The 15,668-nt window shown below is 67.4% G+C and carries 10 protein-coding genes; 3 read left to right on the top strand and 7 right to left on the bottom strand.

Features of this window, described 5'->3' with window-relative positions; all coding sequences use genetic code 11:
* Position 1: 1 nt before the first annotated feature.
* The 7 genes from ACWD4O_RS01855 to ACWD4O_RS01825 all read right to left on the bottom strand — a co-directional run bounded on the left by ACWD4O_RS01855 (position 2) and on the right by ACWD4O_RS01825 (position 11,003).
* Positions 2-1,684, bottom strand: a complete 1,683-nt coding sequence (locus tag ACWD4O_RS01855; protein ID WP_451276411.1) for a carboxylesterase/lipase family protein — start codon at positions 1,682-1,684, stop codon at positions 2-4.
* A gap of 92 nt (positions 1,685-1,776) precedes the next feature.
* Positions 1,777-3,021: an alginate lyase family protein gene (locus ACWD4O_RS01850; protein WP_451276409.1), complete on the bottom strand. Its 1,245-nt coding sequence runs from the start codon at positions 3,019-3,021 to the stop codon at positions 1,777-1,779.
* Between the two features lie 48 nt (positions 3,022-3,069).
* A complete protein-coding gene (locus ACWD4O_RS01845) occupies positions 3,070-6,198 on the bottom strand; it encodes an alginate lyase family protein (protein ID WP_451276407.1) in 3,129 nt (1,042 codons plus the stop codon).
* Positions 6,195-7,718 (bottom strand): glycosyl hydrolase family 28 protein, encoded by a 1,524-nt coding sequence (locus tag ACWD4O_RS01840; RefSeq protein WP_451276405.1) that lies wholly within the window; start codon positions 7,716-7,718, stop codon positions 6,195-6,197. The genes ACWD4O_RS01845 and ACWD4O_RS01840 overlap by 4 nt, the downstream gene beginning before the upstream one ends.
* A gap of 56 nt (positions 7,719-7,774) precedes the next feature.
* Positions 7,775-8,599: a carbohydrate ABC transporter permease gene (locus ACWD4O_RS01835; RefSeq protein WP_451276729.1), complete on the bottom strand. Its 825-nt coding sequence runs from the start codon at positions 8,597-8,599 to the stop codon at positions 7,775-7,777.
* 59 nt (positions 8,600-8,658) lie between these two features.
* Entirely contained in the window at positions 8,659-9,657 is a 999-nt protein-coding gene (locus ACWD4O_RS01830) for a carbohydrate ABC transporter permease (protein WP_451276403.1), read from the bottom strand.
* Positions 9,654-11,003 (bottom strand): extracellular solute-binding protein, encoded by a 1,350-nt coding sequence (locus ACWD4O_RS01825; RefSeq protein ID WP_451276401.1) that lies wholly within the window; start codon positions 11,001-11,003, stop codon positions 9,654-9,656. The genes ACWD4O_RS01830 and ACWD4O_RS01825 overlap by 4 nt, the downstream gene beginning before the upstream one ends.
* Positions 11,004-11,634: 631 nt before the next feature.
* On the opposite strand from ACWD4O_RS01825, the gene ACWD4O_RS01820 reads away from it, so the two are divergent.
* The 3 genes from ACWD4O_RS01820 to ACWD4O_RS01810 all read left to right on the top strand — a co-directional run bounded on the left by ACWD4O_RS01820 (position 11,635) and on the right by ACWD4O_RS01810 (position 15,664).
* Entirely contained in the window at positions 11,635-12,648 is a 1,014-nt protein-coding gene (locus ACWD4O_RS01820) for a hydroxyacid dehydrogenase (RefSeq protein ID WP_451276399.1), read from the top strand.
* Positions 12,649-12,911: 263 nt separating this feature from the next.
* Entirely contained in the window at positions 12,912-13,955 is a 1,044-nt protein-coding gene (locus ACWD4O_RS01815; RefSeq protein ID WP_451276397.1) for a LacI family DNA-binding transcriptional regulator, read from the top strand.
* Between the two features lie 377 nt (positions 13,956-14,332).
* Complete coding sequence (locus tag ACWD4O_RS01810; protein WP_451276395.1) at positions 14,333-15,664, top strand: ABC transporter substrate-binding protein; 1,332 nt, start codon at positions 14,333-14,335, stop codon at positions 15,662-15,664.
* Positions 15,665-15,668: the final 4 nt, after the last annotated feature.

Here is a 15,668-nt window from a genome sequence, read left to right as displayed (position 1 = left end):
GTCAGCGGCCCCGCACTCCTCCGGCCCGGCGCAGTCGGCGCATCGCCGATCTCAGCTCTGTGGCACGCACGGTTCTGGCGAACAATGGGTCCGGTGTCGCCGCCTCGCCGACGGATTGGCCCGAGAGGCCGCCTTTCGCCTCCATCGTCCAGAGGGCCAGCTCACGATCACGCAGACCGTATGCGGTATACGACATGCAGTCGACCTCGTGCGAAATACCGTCTCCCTCATACGGTCCGCTGTCGACCTCGCCGAAGACACGCACCGGATGGGCTGCGCCCCAGGCCTCCCAGCCCGGATCACCTGTCGCGACGAACCGCGTCCACGCCCTGTGCATCGCGTCGGCGAGCTCCTGCGGAGCGCCGTCCCCGGCAAGCTTCGCGGACTCGGGCGTCGCACCGGTGTCGAAGACGAAGCCGAGCTCGAGGGCATGACAGGCACCGAGGTCGGGCCGAAGCGACGGCCAGGCGAACTCGTACACGTACGACGCCCCGGGACGGACGTCGGCCAGCTGTTGCAGGGGCAGACGCAACAGGTTGTCGGTGACCATCTGGCCGACGATCTCCGCGGTGCCGGCCTCGGGGTGCAGTGCCCGGTAGCCGCGCGGCACCTCGTGGCCGCAGCGGCAGCGGGCCATCGCGCCGGCGAGCGCGACGGGCCCCAGCCGGTCGACGTGCTCCAGCAGGCCGCCCGGGACCAGCCAGAGCCGGTACTCGTCGCGGGTCCAGCCCAGGAGCAGGTCGATGCCGCGTGCCGCATCCCCGCCGACGAGGGCCTCCAGGGGGTCGCACGGGACGAGGTCGCCGTCGACGACGATGCCGAAGGCGGGCCCGCCCAGTACGGGACTGCCGAGCCTGCCCACGTCGGCCTGGGTGCGCAGCAGCAGGTCCCGGTCGACGGCGGCGAAGGCCTCGGCGGTGGCAGGGATCTTCAGCCGCGCCGCCATACGGCGCACCATGCGCCGGACCTTGTCCCGCTCGATGGCCTCGGGCGGTCCGCTCTGCAGGACGGCCCGCCGGACCAGTCCCTGCGCCTGCGGGGCCGCGATCAGGGCACCGACGCTGATGGCACCGGCGGACTGTCCGGCCAGGGTGACCCTGTCAGGGTCACCGCCGAAGGCCCCGATCGAACGGTGGACCCATTCCAGCGCGGCAAGCTGATCACGCAGTCCGGCGTTGGCCGGCGCGTCCGGGAACAGTCCGTAGCCCTCCACGCCCAGTCGGTAGTTGATCGAGACGAAAACGGTTCCATCGCGGGCGAAGCCACGTCCGTCGTACACGGGCACGGCTGAAGACCCCCTGGTCAGCGCACCGCCGTGCAGCCACACAAGGACGGGCAGCCGAGCACCCGGACCGGGCTCGGGCGTCCAGACGTTCAGGTTGAGACAGTCGTCGCCCGGCACGACGGGGTCGGACAGATACGGGGCGAAGGCATCGGAGTACGGCGGTTTCGGCGGCGTCGGACCGAAGACGCCCGCATCGCGCACCCCGCCCCAGGGCTCGGGCGGCACGGGTGGCCGGAAGCGGCGGGGTCCGAAGGGGGGTGCCGCGTAAGGGATCCCCCGGAAGACAGCGATGCCGTGCTCGTATCTCCCGCGTACCGCCCCGTACGGGGTCCTGACGACGGGATCCGGGTCGGGTTCCGCCTGGCCCTCGCCCACGGGACTCGTCTGGTCTGCTGCCACCTGCTCACCAGCCCTTCGCCGCGCTCGCGCACCGGTAACACCAGAGCACCACAACAGCGCACGGTATTCCGGTGCACGAGCCTGTAGCAGGGCTATTTGGCGTACATCAGGGTGCCGAAACCGAGCTGGTCGTAGCCGCCGCTGGTGGACCCGTAGTCCCCGCCGCCTCCCTCAGGGGCGATGGAGAAGCACATCTGGGAGATGTACTTGTCGTCCAGATAGAGACGCCGGTTGTAGTGGTAGTGCAGCATCGCCCACACCGGGCGGACCTGCCCGCGGGACGAGGCGGAGATGACGGTCTGCGCATTCTGCGCGCAGTTCTGCCCGCTGCCCCAGGTGTAGGTGGTGAAGGGCACGTCGTTGCCGAGGTTGTACTTTGCGACGTACTGGGCGGCTTTCAGGAACCGCTTACTGTCGTAGGAGTACAGGTCGTCGCCCTGGTTCCAGGCCATCTCGCAGATCGCGCCCATCTGCCCCATCCCCATGACGGTGTGTCCCTGGTCGCGCCCTGACTCCTGCCACTGGCCGAGGTCGTAGCCGCCCGCGTCGGTGTACAGGTAGGGCACGGCATGGGCGATGGAACCGTTTCCTGCCCCTGACTTGGCGTAGGAAACAGCCTGGTCGTACTTCGCGGAGTCCTCGTTGAGGATCCCGATGGCCAGGATGGAGGCCGTGTTGCACAGGTCCCAGTTGGCCCAGTAGTTGGTGATGCAGGCGTCGTTGTGGTTGGTCAGGAAGCTGTTGTTGAGCGGGTAGAAGACGTTGGTCATCATCTCCTGGAAGGCGGAGAGATCGAAGCCGTCGTAGTCCCGCATGAGCTCGGCCACGTTGGCGAACTGCCAGCCGTAGAGGCCGGCGGCGAGGAATCGATCGGCATTGCCGGTGACCGAAGTCAGTGTCGTCGCCCAGGCGTTGAGGATGCCTGCGGCACACTGTGCGTTGGCCTCGGTGCCGCCGACGCGCCAGCGCAGGGCGTTCTGGTAGGCAGCGGCGATGTCGTTGTAGAGCAGGCCGTAGTTCTCGCCGGTGCCACCGCGGATGATCGTCGCTGTCGCCCTGGGCGTCCAGGTGGACTGGGAGTGGGCGTTGGCGGTCAGTTTGTTCCAGCCGGACAGCCAGGGGTCGGTGCCCGCGGCGACCCTGACCCTGGCGCGGTTGATGTCACCGGCGTTGTGCAGCATTCCCGGGTGGGTGAAGGCGGCGGGCGCGGCACTCGCCGTAGCGGCGGCGGATGCGACGCCCGCGCCCAGGGCGAGTGCGGCGGTAAGACCTCCGGCGGTCTTCAGCAGACCGCGGCGGCTCACATCGTTGTGGTGGTGGGGGGATGTGCGGCTCATGGGGTGCGGCTCCCATCGTGAGACGGATCCGTGGGGGATCCGGGTTGGCTATGCCGAGGTGACGATCACCTCGCCGAACCGTGCGGTGCCGAGGGTCAGCGGACTGCGGGAGCAGACCACGAGGCCCACGTGGTAGGGGGCGTCGCCGAAAGCGGGGACCGAGCCCTCTGCGAGGGGTGTCCAGGTGACGCCGTCATCGGTGGAGACGGAGGCGGCGAAAACGGTTCCCGTGCGTTTCAGCCGCAAGAGCAGGGGGAGCTGCGCGTTGGTCGTGCCCGAGAAGACGGAAGCGCCCGCGACCGTGGGCCGCAGCATGAGCTGCGCGGTCGTGCCGCCGGTGACGATCAGACCGGCCGCCTGATCGAACGGTGACAGGGACTTGGCCATCAGCAGACCGACCCTGTCGGCCGTCGCCCCCTCTCGGGAGAGCAGGCGTGCGGTGATCTCGCTGTCCCCTACGACGGGCTGCCGAACGAACTGACCTGTCATCCCTTGCGAGTTGACGTTGAGGTCGGATCCCGCGCCGCGCACCACGAACGTCCCGCCGTCGTAGACCGTTTCGCCGGGAGTGAGGACGGCCACGACGCCGAGGGTTCCGTAGTCACGTCGATCGAGGACGACGTCACCGAGATCGCCGAATGTCCACGGGGCGGGAAGGGGCGTGAATTCGGCGGGCGTCGCCGCGCCGGCTGTCGAGGAGACGGATGGCGCGAGGGCGCTGATCGGCTCCGAACGGGGGCCCTGGCCCGAGGAGTTGGTCTTGGTCACGGCGTAGTGGTACGTCGTCCCGGGAGCGCCGCTCACGTCGGTGTACCTGATGCGCGTGCCGAAGCCGACAGGGCCGACGCCGGTCGCGATCGCCCGGTAGGGGCCATGGGCGCGCGGGGCGCGCAGGACGCTGTAGCGGGCGGAGAGGTCGGGGTCGGTCCACGTCAGTCGGACGCCGTCACCGCCGGCCGCGGCGCGCAGGTCGGGGGCGGTACGCGTGGGGCGGGGTGTGCACCAGACGTCCCCGTCGGCACCGGCGACGCTGACGTTGTCGAATGCGCCGGTACCTGTCTCGGCGTACGTCTCGTCGACGCCGAGGGAGGAGGTGAAGGCGAGGCCAGCGTATGCAGTATGCGGCATACCGTCGACCTCCGACGTTCCGACCACGGTCCACTGCATACCGTCTGCAGAGATGGAGCCGGTGTAGCGCCGCCCCTTCCGGGTCACCCGCACCCAGTACGGCGCGCGCAGCCGATACCCGTCGCCGGCACCTTCCACGTACGGGGCTTCGATCGGGGTCGCGGACTCCGGCAGCGCACCGAGATCTGAGATCGGGAACGACGCCTTGGTGGTGATCGCCGTCTGTTGGGAGGGAGGCACGGGCGTGCTCCCGGTCGCCGAGACGGGGGCCCCGGCAGTGGGCCGTACGGTCCACACGCCGCTCCAGGTGTGCAGCGGCAGCCCTTGGATCAGCATCGAGGCATGAGCTGCGTCCGGGGCGAGGGAGGCACGGACCGTGACGCCGATCCTGGAGTACTGAGAGCTGAGCGGCCACACGATCCGGGCGGTGACCGAACCGTCCCCACGCAGGGGAAGGTGCACGAGGCGGTGGGCGTCCGCGCTGCCGGAGGCCTCCAGCAGACACCGCTCGCCGTCGAAGGCGGCCGAGCCGGCGATCGCGACGGCCCCGACATCGGTCGTCGACCAGGGCCGGGGCAGCCCGGCGGCGGCCGAAGCCGCAGTCGAACTTCCGCTCCGCCCAGCGGAGTTGGAGGCGACGATCCTGTAGTGATACACGCGTCCCGCGTGCACGCCGGCGTCGGTGAACCCGGGCTCCCCGACCCCGGTCGCGAGCTGTTCGTAGGGACCTTCGGGAGCCGAGGCACGTAGGACCGTGTAACCGGTCGCCCAGGCGGACGGCAGCCAGGACACAGTGACGGCTCGCGCCTCGCCCACTGCCGTGACACCGGCCGGTGGGGCGGGAACGGTCGAGGTCGGGGCGGTCGCGCCCGCGTAGGCGAAGGTGCCCCAGCCGGGCAGGTCGTCGTTGCTGGCCTCGACTACTCGGGCACCGCCTGTGCCACGGAACACGGCCGCCCGGGCATAAGGGGCGTCAAGGCCGCGGACTCCCGCGTAGTGGGCGTAGTACATCTCGTAGATCGGAGGCAGGTTGCCCCGTCCGGTCGCTGAAACCGATTTCTTGATGTACTTCCCGGTGCGGTCGAGGTCGGGAGTGAAGGGGACGTCGCCGCCGAGGTTGTAGCGGGCGGCGTACTCGGCGTTGGCCAGTATGCGGTTGCCGTCGTATCCCCACAGGTCGACGCCCTGGTTCCAGGCGACCTGGGCGGCGGCGCCCATGAGGCCGACAGCGAGCTGCTCATGACCTTGGTCGCGACCCGACTCCTGGCCCTGCCCCTCCCCCGTGACGACACGATGGGCCACGCTGCCGTTGCCGGCACCGGCCGCGGCGAAGCGAAGAGCGTCCTCGAACAGGGTTCGCTCCTCGCAGAACACACCGATGGCCAGAATGGTCTGAACAGCCGTCAGGTCCCAGTTCCCGTTGGCGTAGAGCATGTATCCGGAAACTGCCGGATACCAGACGTTCAGAAAGGACTCCTCGCAGCGCGCGATGTCGGAGTCCGCCCATCCGTCGTAGCCGGTGTGGCGGAGCAGTTCGGCCGCGTTGGCGAATTTGAAGGCCTGTAGACCGGTGCCGAGCGGGCCGTCGGCTCCCGTGATCACGGTGAGAGAAGCCGTCCAGGCATTGAGGATGTCGCGAGCCTTGTCGGCGTGGGCACGGTCGCCGGTGACAGCCCAGAGCAGGGCGTTCTGATAGGCGGCTGCGGAGTCGGCGACGGCCTGGTTCTGGAAGTTGGCGGGGCCGCGGCCCCAGGAGGCGATCTGGCCCGTGTTCTGAATGGTGTATGCAGTCTGCGATCGACTGTGTGCGGCGAGCGCGAGATAGCCGTCGTAGACAGGCGACTGTCGGCCGTCGACGGCGGACTTCATACGGGCGACATCGGCCGCGCTGTGCAGCAGCCCTGGGTGCGTGAAGGCGAAGGCGGGCCCGTCGCCGCTCGTCGTCCCCGCCACCGCTCGAGCCGCGGGCACGAACAGGGTGTTGGTGCCCGCCGCAAGCAGCGCTGCGGTGGAGGAGGCCAGCAGTCCGCGGCGGCTGATCGGGCTCACTGCGCTGCCGCCTCCGCCTCGGCGGTGGTGAGGAACTTCAGGTTCAGCACGTGCTCGTTGTAGAACCACTGCATGGCGTCGGTGGTGTAGTACCAGCTGGGCTTCTTCATCGAGTCGGCGATGACCTGCCCGTTGATCACCAGGTTCTCGAAGGTGACGTTCTTGATGGCGTGTTCGGCGTCGTAGCCGAGGAAGAGCGACGGGTTGGCGTGCGTGCCGGTGTAGCTGAGGTTCTTGAGGTAGACATCCTCGATGCCGCGGCCGGCCGAGGTGTTGTACTTCGTGTTGTACATGATCCGCATGTGGATGACCTGGCCCTGGCGGAAGTCCTCGATCCGGACGTCCTCGATGCGAACGTTCTTGATCAGGTTGGAGTCACCGGGGTTGAGGGCGATACACCCCTGGTACCCCATCTGAGGCTCACGGTGATCAAGGATGTCGAGGTTCTTGATGACCAGGTTCTCGATCATCTCGGGGGCGTCCGTGTTGCCGTGTGTGCCGACGTTGATGGGGTGCGCGACGTCCGCCCACAGGGTGCAGTTCTGGATGGTGATGTCGCGGGTGTCGCCGTAGTAGTCCCAGCGGTGGGCATAGATGGCGAAGCAGTCGTCCGAGTTGCGCATGAAACAGCCGTCGAAGACGATCCCGGTCGAGGAGAAGACGTCGAAACCGTCTCCATTGCCCTTCGAGCTGAACGAACGGGCCTTCCTGATGTGGACGTTCTCGCTCTCGCCGAAGGTGCCGGCATAGCCGTTCGGATTCATGATGATGACGTCCTGGACACGGATGTTCTTGCTGCCCTCGCAGAGGATGCCCCCGGGGCCGGCGTGGAGCATGCCGTGACCGGTGAGGGCCGCCTTCTCGACGTCCTTGAAATAGACCTGCGCAGTCAGGACGGCGCCGCCCGCCAGATGGACGGTCTTGCCGCTGGGCACGGTGAGGACATTGCCGGTGACCTTGTGCACGCCGGGGCCGAAGTAGATGACGTCCGGGTCGTCGGCGCAGGGCGGGTGCGGGTCGATGTGGTTGGTGATGACGTGCAGACAGTCGAAGATCTCGTCGTTGATCTGGACGACGATGTCGCGCGGCTCGTTGAGGGTGAAACGCAGGGTGTCACCGAGGAGTTCAGGGGTGATGCCCAGCGCGTCCGGCCGCACTCTGGCCTTGGTGGTGCCGCCCTTGAGGTAGGTGACCTCCACTTCCACGGAGCCGCGGAAGTCGAAGTAGACCATCGAGGTGTTGTAGACCTTGCCGGAACCGGTCGTGGCGTTGATCTCCTCCAGTTGAGGCCGGTAGATGTCGAGGGTCTGCCACTCGCCGTCGGGAGCGGTGCGGACGCGGACCTTGAAACCGGTGTTGGTCGGCAGCGTCGCCGGGCGCGGGTAAGTGACCAGCTTCGGGGCGGAGTTGTCGTCGTCCGCGTGAGCCGCCGTGGCCGTGAGACCGCTGGACAGGCCGACCGCTAGCACGGTTGCGCCTGCCGCCTGGAGGGCGGTACGGCGGGACAGGGGCGTGTTCATGCATGACTCCTTGCAACAGGTCGGAAAGCGGTTACTAGGGGGCGTCGAACGTCGGGCTACTTGAGACCGGACGTCGACATCCCTGCGACGAAGCCGCGCTGGGCGACGAGGAAGATCAGCAGGATGGGCACGACGTACATCACCGAGGCCGCGGCCTGGAGATTGGTGGCGGGAGTGCCCGCCGGGTTGACGTACGTGGACATGACGGCGACGGCGAGCGTGGACCGGTCGGTGGAGAGCAGGAGTTGGGGAGCGATGTAGTCGCCCCACGTCCAGGTGAACGCGATCACGAAGCTCGCGGAGAGCACGGGCCAGGACTGCGGCAGGAAGATCCGCCAGAAGACACCGGTGTAGCCACAGCCGTCCACGATCGCGGCCTCCTCCAGCTCGCGTGGCAGGCCGGCGAAGAACTGCCGGAAGAGGAAGACCAGGTAGGGCGCGGCGGCCAGACCCCACAGCACCCAAGGCCAGTAGGTGTCGACCATGCCGAGCTTGGCGAAGATCAGGTAAGTGGGCAACAGGGTGATGAGCTGGGGCAGCATCATCGAGCCGACCAGGATGCCGAAGAGCATCTTCCTTCCGGGCGCGTCCAGCCGGGCGAAACCGAAGCCGACCCAGGCAGAGCTGAGGGTGACGAGGGTGGCGTAAAGAGTCGCGATGATGAGGGAGTTTCGGGCGTAGCCCAGAAAGTCGATGAGCTGATACGCGTCGGTGAAGTTGCGCCACTGGAAGTGGTCGGGCAGCCAGTGGACGGGCGAGGCGGCCAGTTCGGCCGGGGTCTTCAGTCCGGTGAGGACGAGCCAGCCGAAGGGTCCGGTGAAGAGCCCGGTAACCGCTACGAGAGCGGTATAGAGGACGAGGCGGTTGGCGCGGACCCGCATCCGGGGCGCGGAGGTGGCCGGCAGACCGGTGGCGGGGCCGGTGGTCGGACTGGTGGCGGTCACTTCTTCGCCTCCGGGTCGACGTTGTAGAACACCACGCCGGACGTGAATCTGAAGATGAGTCCGGTCACGATGAGGATCAGGACGAAGAGCACCCACAGCAGTGCGGAGGCGTAGCCGTAGCGGCCGAGTGCGAAGTAATCGGCGAACACATGCATCATGTACATGTAGTTGGACTGGGCGATCGCGGTGACGCCCTGCGTGGTGCCGTCCGGTGACAGCAGCAACGGCATGACGGTCTGCACGGAGGCGATCACACCGGTCACCGTCTGAAAGAGCAGAACCGGCGACAGAAGCGGCACGGTGATGCTGCGGAAGGTCCGCCAGGCGCTCGCTCCGTCGAGGTGGGCCGCCTCGTGGAGTTCGCGAGGCACGTCCTGGAGCCCGGCCAGCGAGATGATCATGATGTTTCCGGCACTCCACAGCACGGTCATCAGCAGGACGTAGCGGGCGTAGGGGTCGTTGAGCCAGCCGAGGGCGTCGAATCCGAAAAGGGTCAACACACCGTTGGCGGCACCGGAGTTCTGGTCGAAAAGCGCTTTGAAGGCCAGGCCGGCACCCACCGGAGGAACCACGGCCGGCAGATACAGCAACGTGCGGAACAGCCCGCGCGCCTTGAGTGGCCGATTGACGAGGACGGCGAGCCCGAGCCCGGCGGCGATCGACAGCGGCACCGAGGTCACGGCGAACAGACCGGTGCGACGCAGAGCGTCCCAGGTCTGGGAGTCTGCGAACAGTTCGCGGTAGTTGCCGAGGCCGACATAACGCCAATTGGGCGAGATTCCGTCGAACGTGGTGAAGCTCAGCCACAGCGCATAGGCCATCGGAACGATGGTCAGCAGGAGAAACCCTATGATCCAGGGCGAGGCGAAGAGGTAGAACGCCCGATGCCTGCGCGTGGTCATGGAAGTCAGCGGCCGGACCGTGGCGCGAGCCCCGTCAGAACCCGTCCGGGAGCCTGCCCGGTCCGACACCGACGCGATGTGACCAACCGTCATCCCACTTGCTCCTTACCGCGTTCGAGCTGTTTGTTCATCGCCGAGTTCAGCCGTCCGGCGAGGGTGTCGACAGTCATGTCGCCCTTCATCGCGGCCGGGGCGATCTGGTTGAAGAGGGCGTAGAGGGAGTCCGCCGTGGCGTACGGAGTGAAGGCGATCACCGAGAAGTACTGGAGTTCCGCCTCCTGCACCTCCAACACCCGCTGCTGATAGCTTTTCTGACTTGGCATCAGATGCCGCAGGGATTTCAGGGTGGGGATGCCCCAACCACTGGAGGCTCGCGCCTCGGCCGGGGCCTCGCCGAAGAACCACTCGAAGACCCGCCAGGCGGCGTCCTTGTTACGTGCTTTTCTCGGCATCCACAGGCCGGTCCCGGCCTGGCAGGGGCTGATCCTCGCGCCGCCTTCGAAAACCGGAGCCGGGGCGAGTCGGGAAAGCGGTGCCAGCTTTTCGTCTCCGTTGATCAGACCGCCGAGCCAGTAACCCGAGTTCGACATGGCCATACGGTTCGCTTGATAGGTGGGGCCGTCCCAGGTGTTCGGGTCCGGTTGGATGACGCTGGGTCCGACCCTGGCCCTGCAGTATTCGACGTACCAGCCCAGGGCCTTGCGGGCCTCGGGCGTGGTGAAGTCGACCCGGGAGAAGTCGTCGCTGAAGAGGCTGCCGCCGGCGGACACGGTCAGACTGGCGAGGAGGTTGGGGGTGAGGACGCCGTTGTAACTGCCGCCGAAAACGGTTGTCTGTCCGTTCCTCCGTTGGGTGAGCCGCTTGGCACTCTCCAGCCACTGCTCGTATGTCACCGGCTCGGTCTCCGGCGGAAGGTCGACACCCGCCTTGTCGAAGAGCGCGGTGTTGTACCAGTACATGGAGTCCTGCGAGAAGTCCTTGGCCATGCCGTAGCGCGGGCCCTTGCCCTGCGTACGGCCGTCGTAGCGCCACAGGTCGTTGACCGGGTCCAGGTCGTCTGCCTTGAGGACGCTGCTCGCCGCGAAGTAGGGGTCCAGTTCCTCCATCACGTCCCGCGCCGCGAAGTAGGGCGCGTCCACGGCTCCGACGCCGCGCACCAGGTCGGGCGGGCTGCCATTGGTCATCATCCCGATCAACTTGGTGATGTCGTACCTGACCGTGACGATCTTGACGCCGATGTCGTTCTGCGCCTGCTTGATCAGTTCCGGGGAGATGTCGTCGGGCTTGACCATCAGCGTGACGGTCTCACCTGGCCCGCTCACGCCGGTCGAGACCTGCATCGCACATCCGTTGAGCGCCGCCGAACCGGCCACCGCGCCGCCGGCCGCGAGGGCGAGGAAACGGCGGCGACTCGGGGGAGCACCGGCATGGGGGCGCATCGGACCTCGCCTTCTGTTTCGGGGCTGGAGCATGTCCGGGCTCGGGGAGGCGAGCCCGACAGATCGCGGATGCCGTCGTAGTAACAGGTAGGAACCGGTTGCTACGACCAAGTGGCCAGAGCTTCTTCCGCTCCCGATAGCCCGTCAAGGGTCCTCGCGGACTTTCGAAAACCCTGTGCGTTGCTCGGATGCGTTCTCCGGCTACCTATGGCTCGTCTGTCGGACTCTGAGGACATCCATCTGACCTGCGGAAATCAGACCGCACGGGCCGAATCCCGATCCTCGAAAGGTCCGACCGGATCGGGCCACCGGGGTCGGCTGACCGAGGTCCGCTTTTCGACGAAGAAAGCAGCAACCGGTTGTGGCCCCGCTCACCAGCAACCCGGATCTCTCCGTTCCCCGAGCCCGCACCCTCAGGGGCTCGGAAACCGGTTTCGTCAGCACGCATATACGACGAGACCTACCCTCATCGCCAGCTCAACAGCCGGACAGAAGAGGACAGTTACCCCGGAATCCGCCGGGCAAGGACTTCCGCTCCAGCGATCGCTCCGAGCGATTGACCATGTCTCCACGCCAGATCTACGGTAGAAGACGCTTTCAGAAAATGTTTCCCACGCACCTCAGGAGAGTCATGCCCAGCGCCCAGTTGCCCAGGGCCGTGTTCGCCATGGATCCGGTGCATCTACCCCTGCTGTTCCCCGCGCCCCTCGTGGCCCGGTTGCGGCGAACGGCCGAGATCGACCCTGCGCTCGTCGTGCAGGATTTCTCCGATCCCGCCGCCGCTTCGGCGCTTGCCGGCGCCGAGGTCCTGATCACCGGCTGGGGCTGCCCACGCCTCGATGCGGGCATCCTCGCCTCGGCACCCCGACTGCACACGGTCCTGCACGCCGCCGGCTCGGTCCGCTCACTGGTCGGCGAGGACGTGTGGAACCGGGGAGTAACCGTCTCCAGCGCCGTTACCGGCAACGCCCTCCCGGTCGCCGAGTACACCCTCGCGATGATCCTGCTCGCCGGGAAGGACGCATTCGTCCACCGTGAGCGTTTCCGTCGCACCCACGCTCAGCCGACCGCAGCCGAGACCGCGGCCATCGGCAACCTCGGCCGTCGGATCGGAGTCATCGGCGCCTCACGTGTCGGGCGCCGCCTCCTGGAACTGCTGCGCCCGTACGACTTCGACGTCCTCCTCCACGATCCGTACGTGGACACAGCCGAAGCCGCCGATCTAGGCGCGCAGTTGCTCTCCCTGGAGGATCTGCTCCGGCGCAGCGACATCGTCAGCCTGCACGCCCCGGACATCCCCGAGACCCATCACATGCTCAACCCGGCCCGGCTCGCCCTGATCCGCGACGGCGGCGTGCTCATCAACACCTCCCGAGGTGCCCTGGTCGACCACGCAGCACTCACCGAGGAACTGGTCTCCGGCCGGCTCCACGCGGTTCTGGACGTGACCGAACCCGAGCCGCTGCCCGCGGACTCCCCGCTGTACCGGTTGCCGAACGTCTTCCTCACCCCTCATATCGCCGGGTCCCTCGGCAACGAGCTGGAGCGGCTCGGCCGCATCGTCGTCGACGAGTTGGAGCGGCTGGCCGAAGGGTTGCCGCTGACGCATGAAGTGCGCCACGCAGACCTTGTCAGGGTGGCCTGATGCGCACGTCCATCCCGGTGTCCGCGTCGCTGCCGTCAGCCGTCGTCGGGGTTATCCACAGGCCGGTCCACCTGGAAGAACATTGGGATACGGTTCCCGCACCGACGCGGGGCCAGGCCTCGTCAGTCCGGTGATCAGGCCACGACGATGTCCGCAACCGTGGCCTCCGAGGTGCCCCACGACGGCACCGACGACGGTGAAGGAGCCGCAACGTGAGTCAGCGCAGGACGACCGATAGAGGCGGTCGGGCGACCATCCGGGACGTGGCGAAACGCGCGGACGTTTCCGTAGCAAGCGTTTCCCGAGTTCTGTCGGGCAACTACCCGGTCTCGGACGCGTTGCGCAGCAACGTGATGCGGGCCGTCCGCGACCTGGACTACGTCACCAACGCGCACGCCCGTTCCCTGGCCGGTGGTGGCACCCCTACCGTGGCGATACTGATCAACAACATCACCGGCGCGGCGTTCGCCCACGTGGCGAAGGGGGTCGAGGGCGCGGCCACGCTGCGCGGCTGGCTGTCGCTCGTCGGCACCACCGGCGACGACCCCGAACGTGAGCTCGCCCTGGTCAACCTCATGCGTCAGCAGGGCGTCGCCGCAGTGGTGCTGCTCGGCGGCGCCTACGACTACGACGAGTACCAGCTGCGCATGGCCCGCTTCGCTCGTTCCCTGGACGCGGCCGGCTCGCATCTGGTCCTGGTCGGCAGGCCGCCGCTGGACGGCGACGTCCCGGCCACCACGGTCGACTACGACAACGAATCGGGCGCGTATGCCATGGCCAGCCACCTGCTCTCGGCAGGGCATCGGCGCGTCCTGGTCCTGCCCGGACCCGCCGGACTCACCACAGCTCAGGGCAGGTTGAAGGGCGCGCGCCGGGCTTTCGAGGCGTACGGCGTGCCGTTCGACCCGGGGCTGGTGCGGCACGGTCCGTACGACGACGAGCACGGGTATGCGGCGGTGGAGGCGGCCCTGCATGAGACGCCGGACTTCACCGCCGTGCTCGCCGGGACCGACATCGTCGCCGCGGGCGCCATGCAGGCGGTGCGCGCGGCAGGTCTGCGGGTGCCGGACGACGTGTCGATCACGGGCTACGACGACATCCCGCTGGCGTCCCAGCTCACCCCCCAACTGACCACGGTCCATGTGCCGTACGAGGAGATGGGCCGGGTCGCCCTGCGCGCGGTGGCCGACCGTCGGGAGGGTCCCGGAGCCGCCGCCCGGCGCAAGGGCACGGACGCCGAGCACCTGGTGCTGGGCACTCATGTCGTCGTACGGGACTCGGTACGGCCGCCGAAGCGGTCTCGGTAAGCCGCCTCGTCGAGTGGGGCCGGTTCCTCGATCTAGTTACGTAAACGTTTTCCCCTCCTGCTTCCGAGGTTGCGGGCCTCCCCGGAGGCCCGGCAACACTCTTCGTCAGTCGACGGGCAGCCTTCCCTGACCTGCCTCTATGTAGGCATCTGCGGCCTCGGTCACTCGGCAGTGCGGCACGGCCCCGTCAACGCGAATCAACATTTTCCTGCACGGCCCTTGATATGCCCGGATGCCTCGGCCTACCGTCGCAGCAACCGGTTACTACCGCTTCTGCTTCGCCGACGTCGTCCGGCCCTCTCGCCCGCCGTTCCCGGCCAGTACCGAGCCGCGCTCTCTCATTCCGAGACGCCTACTTTCCGAAGGATCACGGTCAGATGAACTCCACCAGTTCCAGGAGAAGGTTCGCCCGCGCCGCCGCAGCCGGCCTGGCGCTGACAGGTCTGCTCTCCGCCTGCGGCGGGTCGGGCGACGGGGACTCCTCGGCGTCCGGCCCGGTCACCCTCCCCTACTGGGGCTGGGCCAACGGACAGAAGGCGGTCGTCAAGGCGTTCAACGCCTCCCACAAGGACATTCAGCTGAAGTACACCAAGGTGACTGACCAGTTGACCATGCAGAAGCAGCTCACCAACGCGGTCAAGGCGGGCAACGCGCCCTGCCTGGTGCAGAACACCGCCGAGTATGTGACCAGTTGGGTTTCGCAGGGCGCGCTCGCCGACATCACGAAGTACGTCGAGTCGAGCAAGGACAAGTTCAACGCCGGTTCCTGGGCCGCCGGGCAGGTACAGGGCAAGGTCTACGGCGTGCCGACCAGTTCCGCGCCCGCATTCACCATCTACCGCACCGACCTCTTCACCAAGTACGACTTGAAGGCACCTAAGACCTGGGACGACTTCATAGCCGCGGGCAAGGAGCTCAAGAAGCACGGCATCAAGATCACCAACTACGCCGGTGAGGATCCCAGCACCCTGGAAGTGCTCGCCATGCAGGCCGGCGCGCACTGGTACTCCATCGACGGAAACTCCTGGAAGGTGAATTTCCAGGACGAGGGAACGCTCAAGGCCGCGCAGGTGATCCAGGAGATCGTCGACAACGATCTCAACTCCACGCTCTCCTTCGCCGACTACGCCGCCGTACAGCGCAACTACGACAACGGCGGCACCGCCACCCGGCAGATCTCCACCTGGCAGATGGCCGGCATGGTGCAGAACTTCACCAAGTCCTTCGGCAAGTGGGCGCTCACGCCCTGGCCGACGTTCGCGGGCGAGGTGGCCAAGACCCCGGCGGGCACCAACCAGAGCGGTGGCGTGACCCTGGTGACCAAGGAGTGCAAGAACCGGCAGCAGGCGGCGGAAGCGGCGCTGTGGATGTCCACCGACAGCGGCGCGGTCAAGACGATGGCCAGCCCGACCACGGGCAACGGTGTGATGCCGGCGCTGGCCGACAGCAACGCGTACGTCGGCGAGGCGATCTCCGACAAGCTCCTCGGCGCGAACTACGAACCCGCCCAGCAGATCGTGAAGGACAGCCTGAAAACGGTTACCGCCGACTGGACCTTCGGCCCCGACTGGACGGCCATGTTCACCGAGCTGCAGGCCGGTTGGGCCAAGGTCGTCAGCAAGGACCAGAAAGTCACCGATCTGCTGGCGCACATGCAGGAGTGGACGGTCAACGACCTGAAGTCCCGCGGCATCAGCGTCGAAGGCTGAGGCT

The sequence above is a fragment of the Streptomyces sp. NPDC002623 genome (assembly GCF_053592635.1).
This window is presented reverse-complemented; position numbering and strand designations above follow the sequence as displayed.

Excerpts from the sequence above, each read along its gene's own strand:
- ACWD4O_RS01820 (WP_451276399.1), top strand. The coding sequence starts at position 11,635 with ATGCCCAGCGCCCAGTTGCCCAGGGCCGTGTTCGCCATGGATCCGGTG.
- ACWD4O_RS01825 (WP_451276401.1), bottom strand. The coding sequence starts at position 11,003 with ATGCGCCCCCATGCCGGTGCTCCCCCGAGTCGCCGCCGTTTCCTCGCC.
- ACWD4O_RS01810 (WP_451276395.1), top strand. The coding sequence starts at position 14,333 with ATGAACTCCACCAGTTCCAGGAGAAGGTTCGCCCGCGCCGCCGCAGCC.
- ACWD4O_RS01850 (WP_451276409.1), bottom strand. The coding sequence starts at position 3,021 with ATGAGCCGCACATCCCCCCACCACCACAACGATGTGAGCCGCCGCGGT.
- ACWD4O_RS01835 (WP_451276729.1), bottom strand. The coding sequence starts at position 8,599 with ATGCGGGTCCGCGCCAACCGCCTCGTCCTCTATACCGCTCTCGTAGCG.
- ACWD4O_RS01840 (WP_451276405.1), bottom strand. The coding sequence starts at position 7,718 with ATGAACACGCCCCTGTCCCGCCGTACCGCCCTCCAGGCGGCAGGCGCA.
- ACWD4O_RS01830 (WP_451276403.1), bottom strand. The coding sequence starts at position 9,657 with ATGACGGTTGGTCACATCGCGTCGGTGTCGGACCGGGCAGGCTCCCGG.